The sequence below is a fragment of the Corallococcus sp. AB018 genome (assembly GCF_003986945.1).
In the GTDB taxonomy this organism is placed as follows: domain Bacteria; phylum Myxococcota; class Myxococcia; order Myxococcales; family Myxococcaceae; genus Corallococcus; species Corallococcus exiguus.
Window position 1 is genome coordinate 1 of record NZ_RAWR01000039.1, and the last position, 18,892, is coordinate 18,892.

Annotated in this window: 15 protein-coding genes; 10 read left to right on the forward strand and 5 right to left on the reverse strand. The window is 71.2% G+C overall.

All coding sequences use genetic code 11. The features are described from left to right. Nucleotides 1-144: 144 nt before the first annotated feature. From D7Y11_RS10950 to dgcN, 4 genes are all read right to left on the reverse strand, one after another. Nucleotides 145-1,773, reverse strand: a complete 1,629-nt coding sequence (locus D7Y11_RS10950; protein ID WP_126933641.1) for a cell division protein FtsK — start codon at nucleotides 1,771-1,773, stop codon at nucleotides 145-147. A 49-nt stretch (nucleotides 1,774-1,822) separates the two neighbouring features. Beyond that, on the reverse strand, nucleotides 1,823-3,463 hold the full coding sequence (locus tag D7Y11_RS10955; protein WP_126933642.1) for a DUF2339 domain-containing protein: 1,641 nt from the start codon (nucleotides 3,461-3,463) through the stop codon (nucleotides 1,823-1,825). Nucleotides 3,464-3,665: 202 nt separating this feature from the next. Then, the gene (locus tag D7Y11_RS10960) at nucleotides 3,666-4,394 is read right to left on the reverse strand and encodes a YebC/PmpR family DNA-binding transcriptional regulator (RefSeq protein WP_120574244.1); all 729 of its coding nucleotides are present in this window, start codon (nucleotides 4,392-4,394) and stop codon (nucleotides 3,666-3,668) included. A gap of 60 nt (nucleotides 4,395-4,454) precedes the next feature. Beyond that, nucleotides 4,455-5,468 carry an N-acetyltransferase DgcN gene (dgcN, locus tag D7Y11_RS10965; RefSeq protein ID WP_126933643.1) on the reverse strand — a complete coding sequence of 338 codons (1,014 nt, stop codon included), beginning with the start codon at nucleotides 5,466-5,468 and terminating at the stop codon, nucleotides 4,455-4,457. Nucleotides 5,469-5,583: 115 nt separating this feature from the next. On the opposite strand from dgcN, the gene D7Y11_RS10970 reads away from it, so the two are divergent. The 5 genes from D7Y11_RS10970 to D7Y11_RS10990 all read left to right on the forward strand — a co-directional run bounded on the left by D7Y11_RS10970 (nucleotide 5,584) and on the right by D7Y11_RS10990 (nucleotide 11,840). Continuing rightward, entirely contained in the window at nucleotides 5,584-6,204 is a 621-nt protein-coding gene (locus D7Y11_RS10970; RefSeq protein ID WP_121751411.1) for a hypothetical protein, read from the forward strand. 104 nt (nucleotides 6,205-6,308) lie between these two features. Continuing rightward, nucleotides 6,309-6,920, forward strand: a complete 612-nt coding sequence (locus D7Y11_RS10975) for an RNA polymerase sigma factor (RefSeq protein WP_121751410.1) — start codon at nucleotides 6,309-6,311, stop codon at nucleotides 6,918-6,920. Beyond that, nucleotides 6,917-10,018 (forward strand): CHAT domain-containing protein, encoded by a 3,102-nt coding sequence (locus tag D7Y11_RS10980; RefSeq protein WP_126933644.1) that lies wholly within the window; start codon nucleotides 6,917-6,919, stop codon nucleotides 10,016-10,018. Before D7Y11_RS10975 ends, D7Y11_RS10980 begins: the two co-directional genes overlap by 4 nt. 50 nt (nucleotides 10,019-10,068) lie before the next feature. Then, nucleotides 10,069-10,584: a hypothetical protein gene (locus tag D7Y11_RS10985; RefSeq protein ID WP_126933645.1), complete on the forward strand. Its 516-nt coding sequence runs from the start codon at nucleotides 10,069-10,071 to the stop codon at nucleotides 10,582-10,584. 311 nt (nucleotides 10,585-10,895) lie between these two features. Beyond that, entirely contained in the window at nucleotides 10,896-11,840 is a 945-nt protein-coding gene (locus D7Y11_RS10990; protein ID WP_126933646.1) for a hypothetical protein, read from the forward strand. Between the two features lie 18 nt (nucleotides 11,841-11,858). On the opposite strand, the gene D7Y11_RS10995 is transcribed toward D7Y11_RS10990, so the two are convergent. Further along, nucleotides 11,859-12,389, reverse strand: coding sequence for an FHA domain-containing protein (locus D7Y11_RS10995; RefSeq protein WP_120574237.1), 531 nt, complete (start codon nucleotides 12,387-12,389; stop codon nucleotides 11,859-11,861). A gap of 183 nt (nucleotides 12,390-12,572) precedes the next feature. Between D7Y11_RS10995 and greA the strand changes: the two genes are divergently transcribed. From greA to thrC, 5 genes are all read left to right on the forward strand, one after another. Next, complete coding sequence (greA, locus tag D7Y11_RS11000) at nucleotides 12,573-13,079, forward strand: transcription elongation factor GreA (RefSeq protein ID WP_120574236.1); 507 nt, start codon at nucleotides 12,573-12,575, stop codon at nucleotides 13,077-13,079. Between the two features lie 116 nt (nucleotides 13,080-13,195). Next, nucleotides 13,196-16,165 (forward strand): ATP-dependent DNA helicase RecG, encoded by a 2,970-nt coding sequence (gene recG, locus D7Y11_RS11005; protein WP_120574235.1) that lies wholly within the window; start codon nucleotides 13,196-13,198, stop codon nucleotides 16,163-16,165. 90 nt (nucleotides 16,166-16,255) lie between these two features. Further along, nucleotides 16,256-16,891, forward strand: coding sequence for a protein-L-isoaspartate(D-aspartate) O-methyltransferase (locus D7Y11_RS11010; RefSeq protein ID WP_120574234.1), 636 nt, complete (start codon nucleotides 16,256-16,258; stop codon nucleotides 16,889-16,891). 92 nt (nucleotides 16,892-16,983) lie between these two features. Continuing rightward, nucleotides 16,984-17,550 (forward strand): hypothetical protein, encoded by a 567-nt coding sequence (locus D7Y11_RS11015; protein WP_120574233.1) that lies wholly within the window; start codon nucleotides 16,984-16,986, stop codon nucleotides 17,548-17,550. Then, nucleotides 17,547-18,878 (forward strand): threonine synthase, encoded by a 1,332-nt coding sequence (gene thrC / locus D7Y11_RS11020; protein ID WP_126933647.1) that lies wholly within the window; start codon nucleotides 17,547-17,549, stop codon nucleotides 18,876-18,878. The genes D7Y11_RS11015 and thrC overlap by 4 nt, the downstream gene beginning before the upstream one ends. The last annotated feature ends 14 nt before the right edge of the window (nucleotides 18,879-18,892 follow it).

Consider the following 18,892-nt stretch of genomic DNA (forward strand, 5'->3'; position numbering starts at 1 on the left):
GGGCCACCATGGCAGCGCCCTGGATGGCCTGGGAAAGCCCCATGCGGCGATCTCCAAGAATGAGATCGCCACACCCTCAACCATGGCGGTAGGTCCTCGCAAGGCCCACCTATCTGATCGGCATTGCATCTAAGGCCGCGCCCGTCAGGGGACCGTGTAGAGCCCGACGACGTTCGGGTCCAGCGTGGCGCTGGAGATGCGCAGGCCGGTGGCGGTGCTGATGCTCGCGACGTCCGTCACGCCCAGGTCCGCCAGTGAGAACGAAACGCCTCCCAGCTTGGACTGCACCATGCCCACCGGGTTGCCGGTGAGGCTCGCCACGCCGCTGGTGTACGAGACGGTCGCCAGCGCGGTGGACGTGTTGCCCGCCGCCGAACCGGTGAAGTCGCTCGCGAGCAGCGCCAGCGAGTAGCTGCCCACGGTCTGGTTGGACGCGTTGATCAGCGTGACGGTGGCGTCGTCGCCGAGCGTCGTGGAGGTGGGCGTGCTGTCCACGATGAAGAATCGCGTCTTCGTGGTGAACGCCGCGCCGAACTGGAAGTGGCCCGTGTTCAGGTTGTTCGTGCCGTCGTGGATGCTCAGCCCGGTGGAGGCCGCGTTGGCGTTCGCGGGAACCGTGCCCCGGGCGCTGGGTGTGTTGGTGCTCGTGATGCCGTTGGCCGTAGCACCCACGAGGTTCGTGAACGTGCCCTCCGACGTCGTGAGCGATGCGAGCTGCGTGTTGCCGGTGACGTTGGCCGGTGCCCCCGCCGTCACCGAGCCTGTGAAGGTCGCGCCGGTGACACGCAGGCGCGTGGGCGCGTTGCCGACCGGATCCGGCAGCGCGGTGATTTCATGGGCGATGCGGTGGAGGGTCGCCGCATCGGCCGCGCTGATGCCCAGGTCGGCCGCCGCGCTGCCCGTGCCCGTCGCCAGACCGCGGGGATCCGCCTGGGTGATCTTCGCGAACAGCACCGCCGCGGACAGATAGCTGCCGTACTTGCTGGAGTGCCGGCTGTCCTGGGCGCTCCAGAGGTTGAACATCCCCGGAGAGATGCCATCCGCGGGATTCGGGTCGGCCAGGTTCTGGTCCACCGCGCGCATGTAGCCATCACCCACGCGCGCGACGCCTGTGAAGCCCAGGTCGCGGTAGGCCTTGAAGTAGGCATCGCGCAGGTCGGTCTGCATCGCCTGGAGCCCCGCGGTCCCGCTCGGGTAGCCCTGCGCGCCCACGGACGTAGGTGACGACCACGTCTCATACAGATACAGGTTCGCGGAAGGGTTCGCGGCGCGCACCAGGGTGCGCAGGTCGCGCACGGCATCCGTGAAGCCCGTGGGCGAGCCGCCGCGCGAGGTGGGCAGCGGCGTCGTGCTCTGCTCCTGGAACACGACGGTGTTCCACGTCGCCTGACCGATGGTGGCGGCCCGGTTCGTGTGGTGCCACCGGAGCGTCTGGCCGCTGGCCGTCTCCAGGCTCACGTTGAAAGTGAGGCCGGCCTGCACGGTCAGCTTCTTGAAGATGCCCGGGATGCCGCCCTGTCCGGAGCCGTTCGTGTCGGTGACGGAGGCCTTGTTGTACGAATAGACCGGCTGCTCGTTGCCGTGCGTGAAGCTGTTGCCCACGAAGAGGATGTTGCCGCTGGTGACCTCGGCGGTGGCGCTGCCCAGGTCGTCCTGCTCGGGCTCAGGGCGGGATGCACAGCCCGCCTGGGTCGCGATGACGCCCCAGGCCATCAGGCCTAGCACTCGCGGGTGAACGGCGGCCAACAACGCAGTCAGGCGGGACCGGGGCATTTCGCCATCATGACGGAATAACGAGTTTAACGCGAGTCGGTGTCTGTCTTCACCCGCGCCGGTCGCGCAGCCGCGTGTATGTGTATGAAACGAGCAGCAGCATGACACCCAGCAGGATGAACGTGACCACGCGCTGATCCGGCGGCAGCTTCGCCACGTCCACCAGCACCAGCCGCCCCAAGGCGAGCCCCAGCACCGCCAACGCGGCCAGCCGGTACCAGCGCTCGCGCACCGCGAAGCCCACGCCGAAGAGGAGGAAGGCGGCGATGACCCAGCCCAACGTGACGAGCCCGTCGGGCATCCGCGCGCCCACCAGCGCCACCAGCGCCAGTCCTGCTCCCGCAGCGCAAATGGCGGTGAAGGCCGTCCGGGCCTCGGGTTCGGGCAGGCCCGCGACTCGCACCGTCCCGCCGCGCTCCACCAGCACGAACGCCACCACCAACCCGATGAGCAACGTCAGGCGGCCCGGCGTCTCCCATTCACACGCGCCCAGCGCCACGTAGAGGATGAGCACGCCCACGCCCCGCAGCACCGGGGACTCCACCCCGCGCGCGGCCAGGCCCGCGACGAGCCCCGTCACCGTCCATGCCGCCACCAGCGCGACGTCGTCGTAGCGCGCGGGCATGGCCAGCGCGAGAGTCACCGCCGTCAGCGCCAGGTACGCGTGCGTCAGCGCCGTGGGCGCACGCTGGAGCCTGGACACGACGGCCCCCGCGCCATGCGCCAGCGCGACGACGAGGAGGAAGCCGAAGAGGTGCGAGTCCTGCTCCTGAGCAACTTCGTACGCGCCCAGCGACGTCAGGCCCACCCAGTTGAGCAGCGTGAACGCGAGGCTTGCGCGCACGGGCAGGTCGCGCGGGCGCACCAGCAGCGCCACGGAGAACAGCAGGAAGTAGAGCGCGAGGAAGCCCAGGCTCAACAGGAGCCGGTCATCCTCGGGCGCACCCGGCGCCATGTGTCCCGTGCGCACCGCCCAGACGACGTGCGTGCTGTACACGGCCACCAGGCTGGACAGGGGCACGATGACCCAACGGTTGCGCACCAGGAAGAACAGCGCGCCCGCCGCGAGCATCGTCGTGGACAGCAGTGTGAACGCGGTGATGTCGCTGAGCATCCCCGTGTGCAGTCCCAGGAACAGCGCGATGCCCGCCACCGTCTCCGACTGCATCCGGTGCGCGATGGTCACGATGGCCACCACGAACCCCGCGAGCAGCACCAGCGCCAGCACCTCGCTGTCGATGACCCGCACCGCGGGGATGAAGTGCAGCGCGTAGGTGACGAAGTACGCGAGCGCCAGGCCGCCGCCGAAGACGATGCGTCCGAACAACTGGTGCCGCCGCGCCAGCCACAACCCGAACGCGCCCAGCCCCGCGCTGAGCAGGTAGCCCGCGCCCACGCGCGCCAGCACCCCCAGCTCCCCGAAGTGGTACGTGATGAGGTACGCGATGCCGATGATGAGCGCCACGATGCCCAGGCGGCTCAACCAGTAGGTGCCGACATGCGCCTCCAGGTCCCGCTGCTGCTCGGGCACTGCCACCGGGGCCGCGACTGTGCCGGCCGCGGGCATGGTCACGGGGCGCGGCGCCTCCCGGGACTCCAGGCTCGCGAGCCGCGTCTCCAGGGCCGCGACCGTCGCCTCCAATCGCTTCACCGTGTCCCGCAGGTCCTGCCCGTCACCTTCGTCCGACATGGACTCCCCTCGTACTCCAGCGCGCATTCCGGCCCGGGGAATCTTCAAGTACGGGCCTGGCGTCCCTTCAGTTTGAGACGAATCCGTTCGCCGGCGTTGATACATCCCAGGCATCAACGCGGCGGAGCTTCAGCAGCTCTGACGCCGCGTGAGCGTGGCAGCGGCCCCCGGGGAGTGCGCACGGGGGCCGGAGGCCGTTGCTTCAGGCGAGGTTGTGGAACACGTGCTGCACGTCGTCGTCCTGCTCCAGCATGTCCACCAGCTTGAGCACCTCCGTGGCCTGCTCCTCGGGCAGCTCCTTCAGGGTGCCGGGCAGGGGGATGTACTCGGACTGGGTGGACGCGGTCGCGATGCCCTTGGCTTCAATCGCGGACATGAGCTTGCCGAAGTCGGCGAACTTGCAGCGCAGGAGCAGCTGCTTCTCGCCCTTCTCGCCCGTGGTCTCGCCCATCTCCTCCAGGCCGTGGTCGATGAGCTCCAGCTCCAGCTCCTCCGCGTTCAGCCCTTCGGCGTCCAGGCGGATGGCGCCCATGCGCTCGAAGAGGCGGGAGACGCTGCCCGCCGTGCCCATGCTTCCGCCCAGCTTGGTGAAGGGGAAGCGGACGTTGGCCACGGTGCGCGTGACGTTGTCCGTGGCCGCCTCCACCAGGATGCCCACGCCGTGCGGCGCGAAGCCTTCGTACAGGAGGATCTGGTAGTCGGCCTGGTCCTGACCACTGGCGCGCTTGATGGCGGCGTCCACGTTGGTCTTGGGCATGTTCGCCGCGCGGGCGTTCTGCACGGCCCGGCGCAGCGCGGGGTTCGATTCGATGGTCGGCCCGCCCGCCTTCACCGCGATCACGATGTCCTTCGTGATGCGCGTGAAGACCTTCGCCATCTTGTTCCAGCGGGCGAACATCGTCGCCTTGCGTGTCTCGAAAATGCGTCCCATGGTGTCCTCAGTATACCGAGAGCCGCTCCCGTGGAGCGGGTTTCGCAGAAGGGGCCCGTGTCACCCGCGCGGGAAGCGGCTCGCCAGCGCGTCCGCCAGGGGGCCCGCGCTCGTGCGCAGGGGGTCCACGCAGGGCAGGCCATGCGCCCGGCCGGTGGCCTCCAGGAGCGCCCGCGCCTCGTCCTCGCCCAGGTGCTCCGTGTTGATGGCGATGCCCGTGCACTGGATGGCTGGGTTCGTCAGCCGGCCCTCCAGCACCGTGCGGTCGATGACGTCCTGGATGGATGGCAGCGGGTGTTTCACGCCGCGCATGCTCGTGCGCGTGGGCTCGTGACAGACGATGAACGCGTCCGGCTGTGAGCCGTGCAGCAGGCCCAGCGTGACGCCCGCGAAGGAGGGGTGGAACAGCGACCCCTGGCCCTCCACCACGTCCCAGTGGTCCGCGTCGTTCGCGGGCGTGAGCCACTCCGCCGCGCCGGAGACGAAGTCGGACACCACGGCATCCAGCGCCACGCCTCGCCCGGAGATGAGGATGCCCGTCTGCCCGGTGGCCCGGAAGTCCGCCTTCCACCCGCGCTGACGCAGCTCTTTCTCCAGCGCCAGCGCCGTGTACTTCTTGCCCACCGCGCAGTCGGTCCCCACGGTCAGCACGCGCAGGCCGGGCCGCTTCGTGCCCTTTCCCGTGGCGAAGTCCCTGTCCGGGAAGCGCACGTCGTGCAGCTTGCGCCCGTGCCTCGCCGCCGCGGCCGCCACGGCGGGGAACGAAGACAGACGCTTGTGCAGCCCGGTGGCCACGTCCATCCCGGCCTCCAGCGCCCGCACCAGCGTGTCCACCCACGCGTCCGCCAGCACGCCGCCCGGATTCACCACGCCCACCACCAGCGTGCGCGCGCCCTTTGCCTTCGCCTGGGCGATGTCCATGTCCGGCAGGCCACAGTCCGCCACGCAGCCCGGGAGGCGCAGTTGACCCACGCACCAGTCGGGCCGCCAGTCCACGATGCCGTGCGCCGTCTTGGCCGCGAGCTGATCCCTCACGTCTCCCAGGAACAGCAGGTAGGGCTTGTCGATGTCCACGCGCGGTGCCTTAGCACGGCCGAAAAACGGCGTGGAAATGGCGCGGGGGAATAAGCGCGACACCGGACGTAACAGGGAGGAGCCCGCGGATGGGCTCCCTCTTCCGGAGTCACCCATGCGCTTCATCCCTACCGCCGCGTTCGTGTTCGCCGCCTCGCTCGCCACCGCCTGTGGGGGACCTCTCGAGGAGGAGACCCCTGGCGCCGAGGTCGTGGACGAGTCCGTCGCCAGCCAGGAGCAGGGCATCGACGAGTCCTGCGTGGGTTCGGGCGTGGTGCTGGCGCAGCCGGACGGCGCGTCGGTGGCGGCCGTCTTCCCCCACTGCTCGTACGCGGACATCTCCGCGGCCTCCAACGATGGCACCTATGATCAGCCGTCCTGCGTGCACCGCTTCGTGACGGAGATCACCGGCCTGAACGGCAACTACGCCCAGCCGTTCGTGGAGGTCATCCCGGCGTCGAGCAACGTCACGGAGAGCGCCTGCAAGGGCGTGGCGATCACCGGCGCCGCGTTCGGCTACGCGAACGGCGTCTGGTGGGGGCTGGGCTCGGTGAGCACCACCGGCACCTGGTACCCGGCGGGTCCCTTCTTCCCGGCGTTCTGCGGGCTGCGCGTCAACATCGGCACGGGCGGGTCCGGCTACAGCAAGATTCGCGTCACGGGCTTCGGAGCGGCGCTGGGCGTCTTCAAGGCCCGGGTGCGCACGGGCGTTCGCATCGGCAACGGCCCCTGCTAGCCCTCCAGCCTGCCATTCCGGGTCTCCCACCTGTCGGGTGGGAAGCGCCAGGGAGGGTGTCGATGGACTTCGCGGGCGGGGCGGCTCCTGCTAGGAACGCCCCCGTGGTCTTCCGCCCGCGATCGCCCCGCGCCGTCCCGCCCGGGGAGTCCTCCGCATCCAAGCCGGAGGTGCCTTCGGCCTCCCGTGAGGACGCGGCGGAGTTCCAGGCGCTCATCGCGCGGTGCGCTCCGGCGTTGGAGGAGCGGGCCCGCATCCTCTGCCGGGGCCGAAACCCGGCGGACGCGAAGGACTTGTTGCAGGAGACCTACGAGCGGGCCTTCCGCGCGTTTCATACGTATGACCGGTCCGCGCCTCCCATGGCGTGGCTGGCGTCCATCCTCGTTCGACGCTTCCTCGACTGGTGCCGGCACGACCGGCGCCACCCCCAGGAGGAATTCACCGACGCGATGGGGGACACCCTGGCGGAGGCCGAAGCCGCCCCGGAGACATGGGCGCGCTACACGTTGGATGACGTGTGGAAGGCGGTGGAACAGCTTCCCCCGGAGCTGCGCGAGGTGGTCCGCATGAAGGACATGGAGCGACAGAGCTACGCGGAGATCGGCCGACGGCTCGGCATCCCGTCCATGACGGTGGGCACCCGTCTGTTCCGCGCACGCAAGAAGCTCAAGGAGCTGCTCCTCGCGCGGGAAGGCACCGCGGGGGGCACGGCGTGACCGTCTCCTGTGAACAGCTCGCCGCCTTCGTGGACGGGGAGCTTCCGCCAGAAGAGGCCGAGGCCTTCCAGGCCCACCTCGCGACCTGCGCGGAGTGCCAGGCCGGCCTGGAGGACCAGGTGCAGGCGAGCCTCCTCGTGCAGGCCGCCGCTGACGCGCGTGCCGTGTCCGGCGCCGGGGAAGCCGTGAGGCCTCCCGGTACGGGCGCACGGCCCGCGGCGTCCCCCGGTTCGGCTGGTTCGGAAGGCGGCTCCGCGGGTTCAGGACTCCGTGCCGTTCCCGGGACGGGAAGCCGGTCCGAGCCGGCGTCCGATGCCGGGACGCGCTCCCCGTCCGCTCGCCCGCGCGGCCGTGCAGTGTGGGATCGCCGCCGTGTGGCGGGTTTCGCGGCCGCTGCCGCCGCGGTGGTGTTCGCGGTGCTGCTGGTGGGACGTCCATGGCGCTCCACGGAGACAGAGCGTGCGCTGCCCTTCGCGCTGGCCTCCGCGCGCCCGCTGGAGGGCCGGCTCAGTCACCCGGGCCTCGTGGACTACCGGGCCACGGGCACGATGCGCGGCGGTGCTGACGGACGGCCGGAGCTGGATCTCAAGGCCCTGTCGGAGCTGGAGGCGAAGGGCGACCTGCACGGCGTCGCGACCGCCTGGCTCGCGGCCGGGGACTTCGAGCGCGCGGAGCGCATCCTGGAGCGGCTGCCCGCGTCTCCCGCCGTCATGGGCGACCTGTCGCTGGCGGCCCTGGGCCGTGCCCAGCCGGAGCGCGCGCTGACGCTTCTGGAGAGGGGCTTGGAGACCGCTCCGGACGACGCACGGCTGCACTGGAACCGGGGCCTCGCGCTCCAGGCGCTCTCGCTGGAGCTGGCCGCCGCGGCGGAGTTCTCCCGCGTGGCGCTGGCGAAGGAGCCCGGCTGGAGCACCGAAGCCACCGAGCGCGCGGACGGCCTGCGCAAGGGCGCGCTGGCGCGTCGGGACTCGTGGCAGGCCATGAACGCGGCCGGCATGGAGTTGGCGCTGGAAGGCACGCCGTACCCGGGCTCGATGGCGCGGCGCAACCCGGACCTGGCCCGGCTGTACCTCTACCACGCGTTGCGCGCGGCCCCGTCCGTGGAGCGCGTGAAGACGCTGGCCCCGCTGGCCGCGCTGCTGGACGATGTCACCCACACCCAGACCGCGAGCGCCTACGCGACGCGCGTGGCGGCGGCGGACTTCAGCAAGCGCGGCCCGCTGGCCAACACCTACCGCGAGCTGCTGGCCGGCACGCATTCGCTGCAGGGCGCGGAGGTGGACGCGTTCCTCGCGCGGCTGCGGCGCTCCGGCGAGCGCGACCTGTTGCTGGGCGCCATCCTGCTGCTCCACCAGGAGGACCGCTTCGTCGACGAGCTGGCGACGCTGGTCCGTCAGTCCGGTGAGCCCGCCTGGTACGACGCTCCGCTCGCCCGGGGCCGGGCCCAGGCGGCGCAGGCCCGGGGCGACATGGAGACGGCGGAGACGTCCCTCAAGAACGGGCTGGCGGCGTGCCGGAGCGCGGGCTTCCAGGACCGTTGCGTGGACCTCCAGCGGCACCTGGCGGCGCTCTACAACCGGATGGATCGCCGCCACGAGGCCGGGTCGCTGGCGCGCTCCGCGCTGGAAGAGGCGTTCCGCACCGACAGCTGGTTCCAGGAGGAGGTGCTCCTGTCCGACCTGGTGACGAGCGCGCGGCTGAGCCACGCCCCGGCGCTCGCCCGTGCCTACCTGGACGAGTTCGTCCAGCACGCGCCGGAGGACTGCGCACGCCGGTCGGAGTACCACCACGCACGGGCGCTCCTCTTCGTGGAGGACCTGGACGCGAAGCGGGCCCGGCGCGAGGTGCAGGACTCGCTCACCTGTCCCACCGCGCCCACGCTCCTGGAGGTCGCCGTCGCGGGAGACCTGCTGCGGTTGGAGGGCAGCACCGTGCCGGGCCGTGAGCTGGACCGCGTGCGCGAGCGCATCCGCGTGCTGCGCGAGGACCCGTCGCTGACCACCGGCGAGCGGTTGCTCGTGGACCACATCGAAGGGCGCATCCTCATCGAGCGCGACCGTGAAGACGGCCAGAAGCTCCTGCGCGGGGTCATCACCGGCTCGGTGCTCCACCGCTCCACCGACATCGAGGCGCGCAAGGCCTGGGCCCACAGCCACCACGTGCTGGTGATGGACGCGGGCCGGGCGAAGGAATGGGGCCCCGCGGTGGACCTGCTCGCGCAGGAGGTGGACCGCACCGCGCCCACGTCGTGCCTGCTGGCGCTGGCGGGCCAGGATGAACGGATGCTCTTCGTCGCCCGAGGCCCCACCGGCGCGAGCGACGGCCTGTACCTCCACGCCCTCAAGCAGCCCCTGCGCGAACAGGTGCCCGCGGTGCCCGAGAAACTCCTGCAGGTGCTCGCCGGCTGCGACGTGGTGCGAGTGCTCGCCGAGCCCATCCTCCTGGGGCGTCCGGGGCTGCTGCCCGGGGACCGTGCGTGGAGCTACCTGGCTCCGGGCGGCCACCGCGTGGAGGCTCCGGCCTCGGCGCCCGTGCCAAAGCGGCTGGTGGTGTCGGACGTGGAGCCGCCCGCGACGCTGGGGTTGCCTCGCCTGATGCCGTGGAAGGGCATGACGGGGCAGGGCGATGTCCACCTGCGGGGCCGCGCGGCGACGCCGGAGGCGGTCCTCGCGGAGATGGAGGACGCCACGGAGGTGGAGCTGCACACGCACGGCCTCTCAGGCACCGTGTCCGACGCGGCCTTCCTGGCGTTGTCCCCGGACGTGGCCGGCCGCTACGCGCTCACCGCGGAGGAGCTGGAAGGGCACACGCTCCGGGGCACCCCGGTGGTGATGCTGGCCGCTTGCGACGCGAACGTGGGCGCGTGGCGCTACCACGCGGTGTCCAGCCTGCCGTCCGCGCTGATTCAAGCGGGCGCGCGGGCCGTGGTCGCGCCCTCCACGGAGGTGCCGGACGTGGAGGCCGGTGCCTTCTTCCAGTCGCTGGTGGACTCGCTGCGGCGAGGCACTCCGCCTGCCCAGGCGCTCCGGGACACCCGCGCACGGTGGCTCCAGCAGGGCAGCCCCCGGTGGGTCCAGGACCTGGTCGCGTTCGAATAGACTCCCGGCGAATATCCGCGCCGCCGCGCGTAAGGGCACCGGGAGGATTCATGATCACGCGTTGGAAGTCCGCAGTGGGAAGCATGGCCGTGGGAGTTGTCGCCCTGTCGGCGGCGCAGGCAGGGGCCCAGCCGGCGAGGGCCCAGAACAATCAGGTGAAGCTCGCCCCGGCGAAGCCCATCGCGAGCCCGGCGAAGGCGAAGTCCAGCGGCACCGTGGACGTGGCCGTGGATGAAGGCGCCAAGGGCACCCGCATGTACCGGTATGCCCGGGGCAGCGGGAAGCTCACGCTGGTGAAGCAGCTCACGCAGAGAGAGGCGGCCAGCACCACCGCCGGCTTCAAGGCGTTGTCGTCGGTGGAGGCCGGTGGCGGCACGTCCCTGGTGGATCCCGATCGTGGCGGCGCCGTCGCCCCCGAAGGCAAGCCTCCCAAGGGCGGACCCCCGGGCGGACATGAAGAGGGCCAGCAGCTCACCCAGTCGGACCTGGCCAACATCAACCGCGAGCTGGGCAGCCTGAAGCTGAACAAGTCCCAGGTGAAGATCGGCACCCAGGCCCAGCGCTAATCCCAGCCGCTCAGCGGAAGGAACGGACGGCCGTGGCGCCGGAGTGGGGACACGTATCCTCGCCCCGGAGGGCCACGGCCTTCACGTTCCTGGATGAACGCCGGCCCACGCGTTCAACCCCAGACGCCCGGAGTGTCTGCCCTGACCTCGCTCCCGCGTTTCCCGCACCTCTCGCGCCTTGCCACACGTACAACGTGGTCGCACTTTTCGTGCGTGAGGGGGCGCTGCTCGCCCGTTTGTCTTTGACGCCCTCCTTGTCCAAACGTTCGTGGGTCCGGCTGGAGCGCCCGCGGCAGCAGGAGGTTGCACACATGGGGAACGTGGAGAACGGGCGTCGTCGTGGCGCGGGGGGGCTCTCATGGTGGGCGTGGGGACTGACCGTGGCCGTCCTGGGCGCGGGATGTGATCCGGGCGGCCGGGAGCCCGAGCCAGCGGATCCGCTGGCCACGCAGGAGCAGGCGGCCCTCAGTTACAACAGCCTTTCGTACAACGGGTTGTCGTTCAATGGGCTGTCATTCAATGGCCTGTCCTTCAACGGGCTGTCGTTCAATGGCTTGTCATCCACGGCCTTCGCGTCGTGGTACGGCGCGAATCCGGCGCTCGCGGCGGAGGTCATGCGCTACATCGTGCGCTGCGCCATTCCGGAAGGGCAGACACGCACGTACACAGATGCGCAGACGAACACGGTGCACACGTGGACGGGCCTGCTGGGCCTGGCGCCGGGCTGGGCCGGAGGGGCGCCGGCGACGGAGGCGGAACAGCAGATCGTCTCCGCGTGCCTCGCGGCGCACAGCAATCCCTTCGGCGTGAGCGTGCCCATCTCCGTGTTGGGCCGGGACGGCCTGGGGGTGGCCATCCCCGCCTCCGAGGGTGAGTTGGCCACCTTCGCCCGGCCGGAGTCGTGCTTCTTCGGCAATCTCTTTCAGGGGCAGGGGCTCTACGCGGGCAGCCAGAACCCGCCCCTGGACGCGACCCAGAGCACCACGCGCGCGTGCTCGGTGGTGGATGGCTCCGGGATGCCTCGCATGACGTGCGCGCCGCTCATCTACGTGGGCAGCTGCTTGGACGTGTGCACGCAGGCGGGAACGACCTTCGCGAGCTGCACGGTGGGTGGCGTGAGCTTCCAGCCGCTCACCACGCGCGTGCGCGACTCGGACCTGTCCGTGTGCGGCGATGGCACCTGCCAGGTGACGGAGTCCTGCGGAGCGTCCAACTCGTACAACGCGTGCGCGGCGGACTGCGGCGCCTGTCCGTGAGGTGAGCGCGGGCGGCCTTCAGCCGGAGTGGGAGCCCAGGCCGGAGGCCGCGCCCACGCGCAGCCGTTCATGCAGCGCGTCCGTGAGCAGGTACCAGAACTGGACGTTGCCGAAGCTGAGGATGTCGCCGCCCCGGAGCGGCACCTCGCGCTGCCCGATGGTGCTGGCATTGACGAAGGTGCCGTTGGTGGAGCCCAGGTCGCGCACGGTGCAGCGGCCCGCCGCCCGGCTCCACTTGAGCTCCGCGTGCTGCTTGGACACGGACGCATCGTCCAGCACCAGCTCGCAGTCCAGCCTGCGGCCAATGCGGAGCACCTCCGAATCCCGGAGGGTGGGGAGGGTGGCGACGAGCAAATCGTCGAACTCGAAGAGCAGGGCGAGCATGCCCTGCTCGACGTCGCCGGGGTCCGCCATGCGGGTGGGCGCGAGCGCGGCGGCGGACAGCTCCGACGGCGGACGCTGCACCAGCGCGAAGGGGCCCAGCTGATGCTGGAAGGCGCCCACGGGGAGGGCGGAGGCGAGTGCGCGCAATTCCTGGACGGACAGCACGTGGAGCAGCCTAACGGGTCGGCCGTCGGGCGCCCAGCCACTACCGGACGATGGTTGTAAGGCTTTCGTTGACCGGCCAGTCACTCGTTCCCTACATTGACCCTTTCGAGTCGCGGGTCGGGTTCCAGGAGGGAACGCCAGACCCCCGATGCGCAGCCAGGTGATGGAAGGAGCGGTGGTTCGATGAGCGGGAGCGACAACATCCCGATGACCCCCCACGGTCTGCAGAAGCTCAAGGACGAGCTGAAGCACCTCCAGTCCGTGGAGCGGGGCAAGATTTCGCGTGAGATCGAGGTCGCGCGTGCGCACGGCGACCTGCGAGAGAACGCGGAGTACCACGCGGCCAAGGAGAAGCAGTCGCACATCGAGGGGCGCATCCTGACCCTCGGCGACTGGATCGCCCGCTCGGAGGTCATCGATCCGGCGAAGCTGGGCGGCGACAAGGTCATCTTCGGCGCCACCGTGGAGCTGGTGGACACGGAGAACGACAAGACCATCAGCTACCGCCTGGTGGGTGAGACGGAGGCCGACCTGAAGAAGCGGTGGATCGCGGTGACCTCGCCGGTGGCGCGCGCGCTCATCGGCAAGAAGGTGGGCGACGTCGCCACGGTGCAGAGCCCCGGCGGCGTGCGCGAGCTGGAGGTCACGGCCATCAGCTTCGAGGATCCGCAGGAAGAGTCGGCCAGCTAGCGCTGAAGCCCGGCTGGCCGGGTGTCCTTCGGGGGGGCGGGCCTGGGCTCGCTCCCCCGGTTTCGTTTTCCCTGCGACGTCAGAGCGCTTCGTAGAATGGAGGCTGGAAATCCCGCGTGAACCACCCGCTCGCCAGCCTCGTTGGACCTCTCAAGTACGCGTGTCAGCGTGACTTCGCCCAGCTCGGGATCGTGCGGGATTTGCGCACGTTGATGGAGCGCACCCTGGCGTCGGCCGGGGGCGTGGACGCGCGGGCCCTGGAGGACTTGAGGGCGGCGCTGCCGCACGTGGATCCGCCCGCGCCGCCGGAGCACCGCAAGGCCGCGCTGCGCCAGGTGCTGGGCGCGCTGAAGCTCAGCGGCGTGGTGCTGCCGGAGGAGCTGGAGCGGGTGGTCGTCACGGGGGAGATCAACGCCGTGGCGGCGGGCTTTCCCCGGTCGCCGGAGCGTGCGCACGTGCTGGAAGGGGAGCTGAACGCCGCGCCGCCGCGCCGCCGGTTGACGCCGCCGCCAGGGACGGTGGAGGCGCGTGGCAACACCGTGCCGCCGTGGCGTTCGCAGGACCCCGTGCCGCAGGTGGGCGGTGGCGTTCCGGCGGCAGCGCCCGCATCCCGGCAGCCGCAGGCCCGTGCAGCTTCGCTTTCGCCCGGAGCGGGTCCCCAAGGTGGGAACGCAGGTCCCGTGAAGGGCGAGCCGGTGCCCTACGGCGCACGCATGGCGGCCTCCCGGGGCGCTGCCGCGATGGGCCCCGCGCAAGGTGACGCCCAGCCCTACGGTGCGCGCATGGCCGCGGCCCGGAACGCAGCCGTTCCCGCGGGTGCGGCGGCCCGTGTTCCGGGGGCGAAGCCCAATGCGAGCACCGAGCCTCGCAAGGGCGCACCGCCGGCGGACCGTGCTCCCGCGGAGAAGGCCCGGAAGAAGAAGGCCAAGGCCGTGGGCGCGGAGGCGTCCCGCTCCGAGGCGAAGCTGCTGTCCATCGCGCCGCGCACCGGCCCGTTGTCCGCGCCGCTCAAGACGCTGGGCAAGCGCCTGGGGCCGCGGCTCGTCGCGGTGCTCGACAAGAAGGGCCTGCGCCGCACCGGCGACATCCTGTTCCTGTTGCCACGCTGTTACGAGGACCGCCGCAAGCTGCGCACCATCGCGGAGCTCATCCCCGGCGAGCGCGGCGTGACGGTGGGCACCGTGAAGACGGCCGACTTCGTCCCGGGGCGCGGCGGCAAGCGCATGTTCCGCGCCGTCGTGGGGGACCGCTCCGGCAGCATCGCCGCCACCTATTTCAACGCCGGACCGTGGCTCAAGAGCCGCTTCTCCGTGGGCAAGCAGCTGGTGCTCTCCGGCGAGGTGCGCGCCTCCATGAACGGCCGGGAGATGGCCCACCCGGAGCTGGAGCCCGCCGAGGACCTGGAGAACACGACCTCCGTCCACTTCCACCGCATCGTCCCCGTCTACCCGGGCTTCGAGCGCGGCGAGCAGCGCTCCTTCCGCGAGCTGACCTCGCGCATCAGCGAACAGCACGCGCACCACCTGGAAGAGCCGCTGCCCGCGGACCTGCGTCGCCGCTATCACCTGATGGGCCTGCCGGACGCGCTGCGCTTCATCCACTTCCCGCCCGACGACGCGGACCTGGAGGCGCTGGACGCGCACCAGAGCCCCGCGCACCGCCGGCTCGCGTTCGACGAGCTGTTCTTCCTCCAGCTGGGCATGGCCCTCAAGCGTCAGGGCATCAAGGCGGAGGAGGGCATCGCCTTCGACGTCACCCCGGCGCGGCTGGACAAGGCCCGCGCCGCGCTGCCCTTCCAGCTCACCGGGGCGCAGGCGCGCGTGGTGGGGGACCTCGCCCGGGACATGGCGCGTCCGGAGCCCATGAACCGGCTGGTGCAGGGCGACGTGGGCAGCGGCAAGACGGCCGTGGCGCTGGTGGCCGGCATGGTGGCGCTCCAGGACGGCTACCAGGTGGCGGTGATGGCCCCCACCGAAATCCTGGCCGAACAGCACGAGCGCACCTTCCGCCGCATCCTGGAGCCGCTGGGCTACCGCGTGGGGCTCATCAGCGCGGCGGGCACCGCGAAGCACAAGCGCGAGGTGCGCGAGTCCGTGGCGAAGGGCGACATCCACCTCGCCGTGGGCACGCACGCGCTGCTGGAGGGCGGCGTGTCCTTCCAGAAGCTGGGGCTTGTGGTCATCGACGAGCAGCACCGCTTCGGCGTGCTCCAGCGCCACACGCTCATGAGCAAGGGGCTCACGCCGGACGTGCTGGTGATGACCGCCACGCCCATCCCGCGCACGCTCGCGATGACGCTCTACGGCGACCTGGACGTGTCCATCATCGACCAGCTGCCGCCGGGCCGCACGCCCATCACCACGCGCGTCTTCAACAACGAGCAGCGCGCGCGCGTCTACGAAGCGGTGGGCTCGGAGCTGGCCAAGGGCCACCAGGCCTACGTCGTCTATCCGCTGGTGGAGGAGTCGGAGAAGCTGGACCTGGAGGACGCCACTCAGGGCGCGACGAAGCTCCAGGTGGTGTTCCCCAACGCCAGCGTGGGCCTGCTGCACGGGCGCATGAAGCCGGAGGAGAAGGACGCCGTGATGGAGGCCTTCCGCGACAAGCGCATCCAGCTGCTCGTCTGCACCACGGTGGTGGAGGTGGGGGTGGACGTGCCCAACGCATCCGTCATGGTGGTGGAGGCCGCGGAGCGCTTCGGCCTGTCGCAGCTGCACCAGCTGCGCGGACGCGTGGGCCGTGGCGCCGCGGCCAGCTACTGCTTCCTCGTCGCGGGCGCCGCGCGCTCCTGGGAGTCCACCGAGCGGCTGGGCGTGATGGAGCGCAGCAGCGACGGCTTCGTCATCGCGGAGAAGGACCTGGAGATCCGCGGCCCCGGCGAGTTCCTGGGCACGCGGCAGAGCGGCCTCCCGGAGCTGGCCGTGGCGAACCTCGTGCGCGACGGCGATCTCTTGTCGCTCGCCCAGGCGGAAGCGCGGCGCATCATGGACGCCGACCCCCAGCTCCAGAAGCCGGACCACCAGGGGCTCGTGAAGGCGCTGGAGGAGCGCTGGGAGGGCCGGCTCGCGCTTGCCCGGGTGGGGTAGGCCCGAGGAGGCCCGCGCCCGCCCCCTGGATTGTCCCGGACTGTCGTCGTGCTTACTTTCCTGGCTGGAGGACCACGGGGGGCGTACGCGATGGGAGACTGGGGGCGAGCGGAGTATCTGGCGCGGCAGGGCATCCGGGATCGACGGGTGCTCGCGGCGATCGCCAACCTGAGCCGCGCGGACTTCGTGCCCTTGGACGCGCGGGACTCGGCCCATCAGGACGTGCCGCTGCCCATCGGCCACGGGCAGACCATCAGCCAGCCCTACGTGGTGGCCCTGATGACCGAGGCCCTGCGCCTGCGCGGTTGTGAGCGCGTGCTCGAAATCGGCACCGGCTCCGGCTACCAGACAGCGGTGCTGGCACTGCTGGCCCGCGAGGTCTTCACGGTGGAGATCGTCCGCGAGCTGGCCCGGCCCGCCCGGCGGTTGCTCCACCGGCTGGGCTTCACCAACGTGTTCTACCGGGAGGGTGACGGCTCCCAGGGTTGGGCCCAGGCCGCGCCCTTCGACGCCATCATCGCCACCGCCGCGCCAGAGGACATCCCCCGGGAGCTCCTGCGCCAGCTGAGGCCCGGGGGGCGGATGGTCATCCCCGTGGGCTCCGTGAACGAGCCGCAGGAGTTGCTGCGCATCCGCCGGAGACAGCCGGGGATGCTGCCCCGGGTGGAGCGCCTGCTGCCGGTGCGCTTCGTCCCCATGATGGGACTGGGCTCCGCCCCGAGCTGAGCGGGTGCGACAGGCCGCACGCCTGCATGCCCACTCCTTCGCGTCCCGGGGTCGCGTTGCCGAGCGGTGAGGGGACCGGTAACGTCCCGCCCATGATCATCTGCCCGGTCTGCGACCACGTGCAGTCGGAAGGCGAAGAGTGCGAAGGCTGCGGCAAGCGCTTCCCCGGCCTCATGAACATCCCCGCGCCTGTCGTGGCCCCGTTGGCGGAGCTGGAGCTGACGCACCACGCGGGAGGCCGTGTGCCGGTGGACGCGCCCGCGCTGCCGGAGCTGGACCTGACGCGGCTGCGCTCGGGGCCGGACCTGCCGGCGATGGTCGTGCCCGACCTGGAGTTGACCCGTTCGGGCGCCACGGGCGACGTGCCCGTCGCGCAGATGACGGACCTGGACACGGGCCGCGCGCAGGACGACGGCGTGCGCACCGCTGCCCCGGTGGGCGCGGTGACGTGCCGCTACTGCCGCAATGTCCAGGCGGAAGGCCTCTTGTGTGATGGCTGCGGCATGCGGCTGCCCCGGGTCCGGGTGGCGGCTCCCGCGACGGCGAAGCGCGGCGGCGGGGACGAGGACGAGCGCGTGCCCTGTCCCTCGTGCCACGTGCCGTCCAGGCCGGGCCGCCCGTGCGTGGCGTGCGGCACGAAGGTGGAGGTGGAGGCGTGACGGCTCCAGCGCTGAAGGCGGGCTACGCGTGCAGCGAGGGTTGTGGCTTCACCGCCTCGCTGTGGGACGTCGTCTACCGCTGCCCGCGCTGTGAAGGCCTGCTGGAGGTGGCCCACGACGAGGCCGCCCTGCGCGCCATCCCCGCGGCGGAGTGGAAGCGCCGCTTCGAGTCCCGCTTCGCGACGTCGCGGTTGCCAGACGGCTCCGGCGTCTGGGGCAAGCGCGAGTGGGCGCTGCCCGAGCTGCCGGTGGAGGACATCGTCTCGCTGGGCGAGGGGCGGGTGCCGCTCAAGCCGCTGCCTCGCATGGCGGCGGAGCTGGGGCTGGGTTCGCTGATGTTGAAGGAGTGCGGCGTCTCTCCGACGGGCAGCTTCAAGGACTGGGGGATGACGGTCCTGGTGTCTGCGGTGAAGCACCTGCGCTCGCGCGGCACGCCCATCCGCGCGGTGGCGTGCGCGTCCACGGGCGACACGTCCGCGGCGCTGTCCGCGTACGCCGCGGCGGCGGGCATCCCGGCGGTGGTGTTCCTGCCGAAGAACAAGGTGTCGCTCGCGCAGCTGGTGCAGCCCATCGCCAACGGGGCGCGCGTGCTGTCGCTGGACACGGACTTCGACGGCTGCATGAAGCTGGTGCAGGCGGTGACGGCGGACACGGGGTTGTACCTGGCGAACTCGATGAACTCGCTGCGCATCGAGGGCCAGAAGATGATCGCCATCGAGCTGTGCCAGGACCTGGGCTGGGAGCCGCCGGATTGGATCGTCATCCCGGGCGGCAACCTGGGCAACGCGAGCGCCCTGGGCCGGGGACTGGACCTGCTCTTCACCCTGGGGCTCATCACCCGCCGGCCGCGCATCGCGGTGGCGCAGGCGCAGCGGGCCAACCCCCTGGCGCGCGCCTTCCGGGGCGGCTTCCAGGAACTGGTGCCCATGCAGGCGGGAGCGACGCTCGCGTCCGCCATCCAGATTGGCAACCCGGTGTCCTTCCGCCGCGCGGTGCGGATGCTGCGCGCGTTCGACGGCGTGGTGGAGGAGGCGACGGAGTCGGAGCTGTCCAACGCGGCGGCCCGGGCGGACCGCGAGGGCACCTTCGCCTGTCCGCAGACGGGCGTCGCGCTGGCGGCGGTGGAGAAGCTGGTCGCGTCAGGCGTGATGGCGAAGGGCTCCAGCGTCGCGGTGGTGGCCACCGCGCACGGGCTGAAGTTCGCGGACTTCAAGGTCGGCTACCACCGGCAGACGCTGAGCGACGTGAAGGCCGCGCACGCGAACCCGCCGGTGGAGCTGCCCGCGGCCCTGTCCGCCGTGCGCGAGGCCCTGAAGGACCTGGGCTGAAGCCTCGCGCGCCT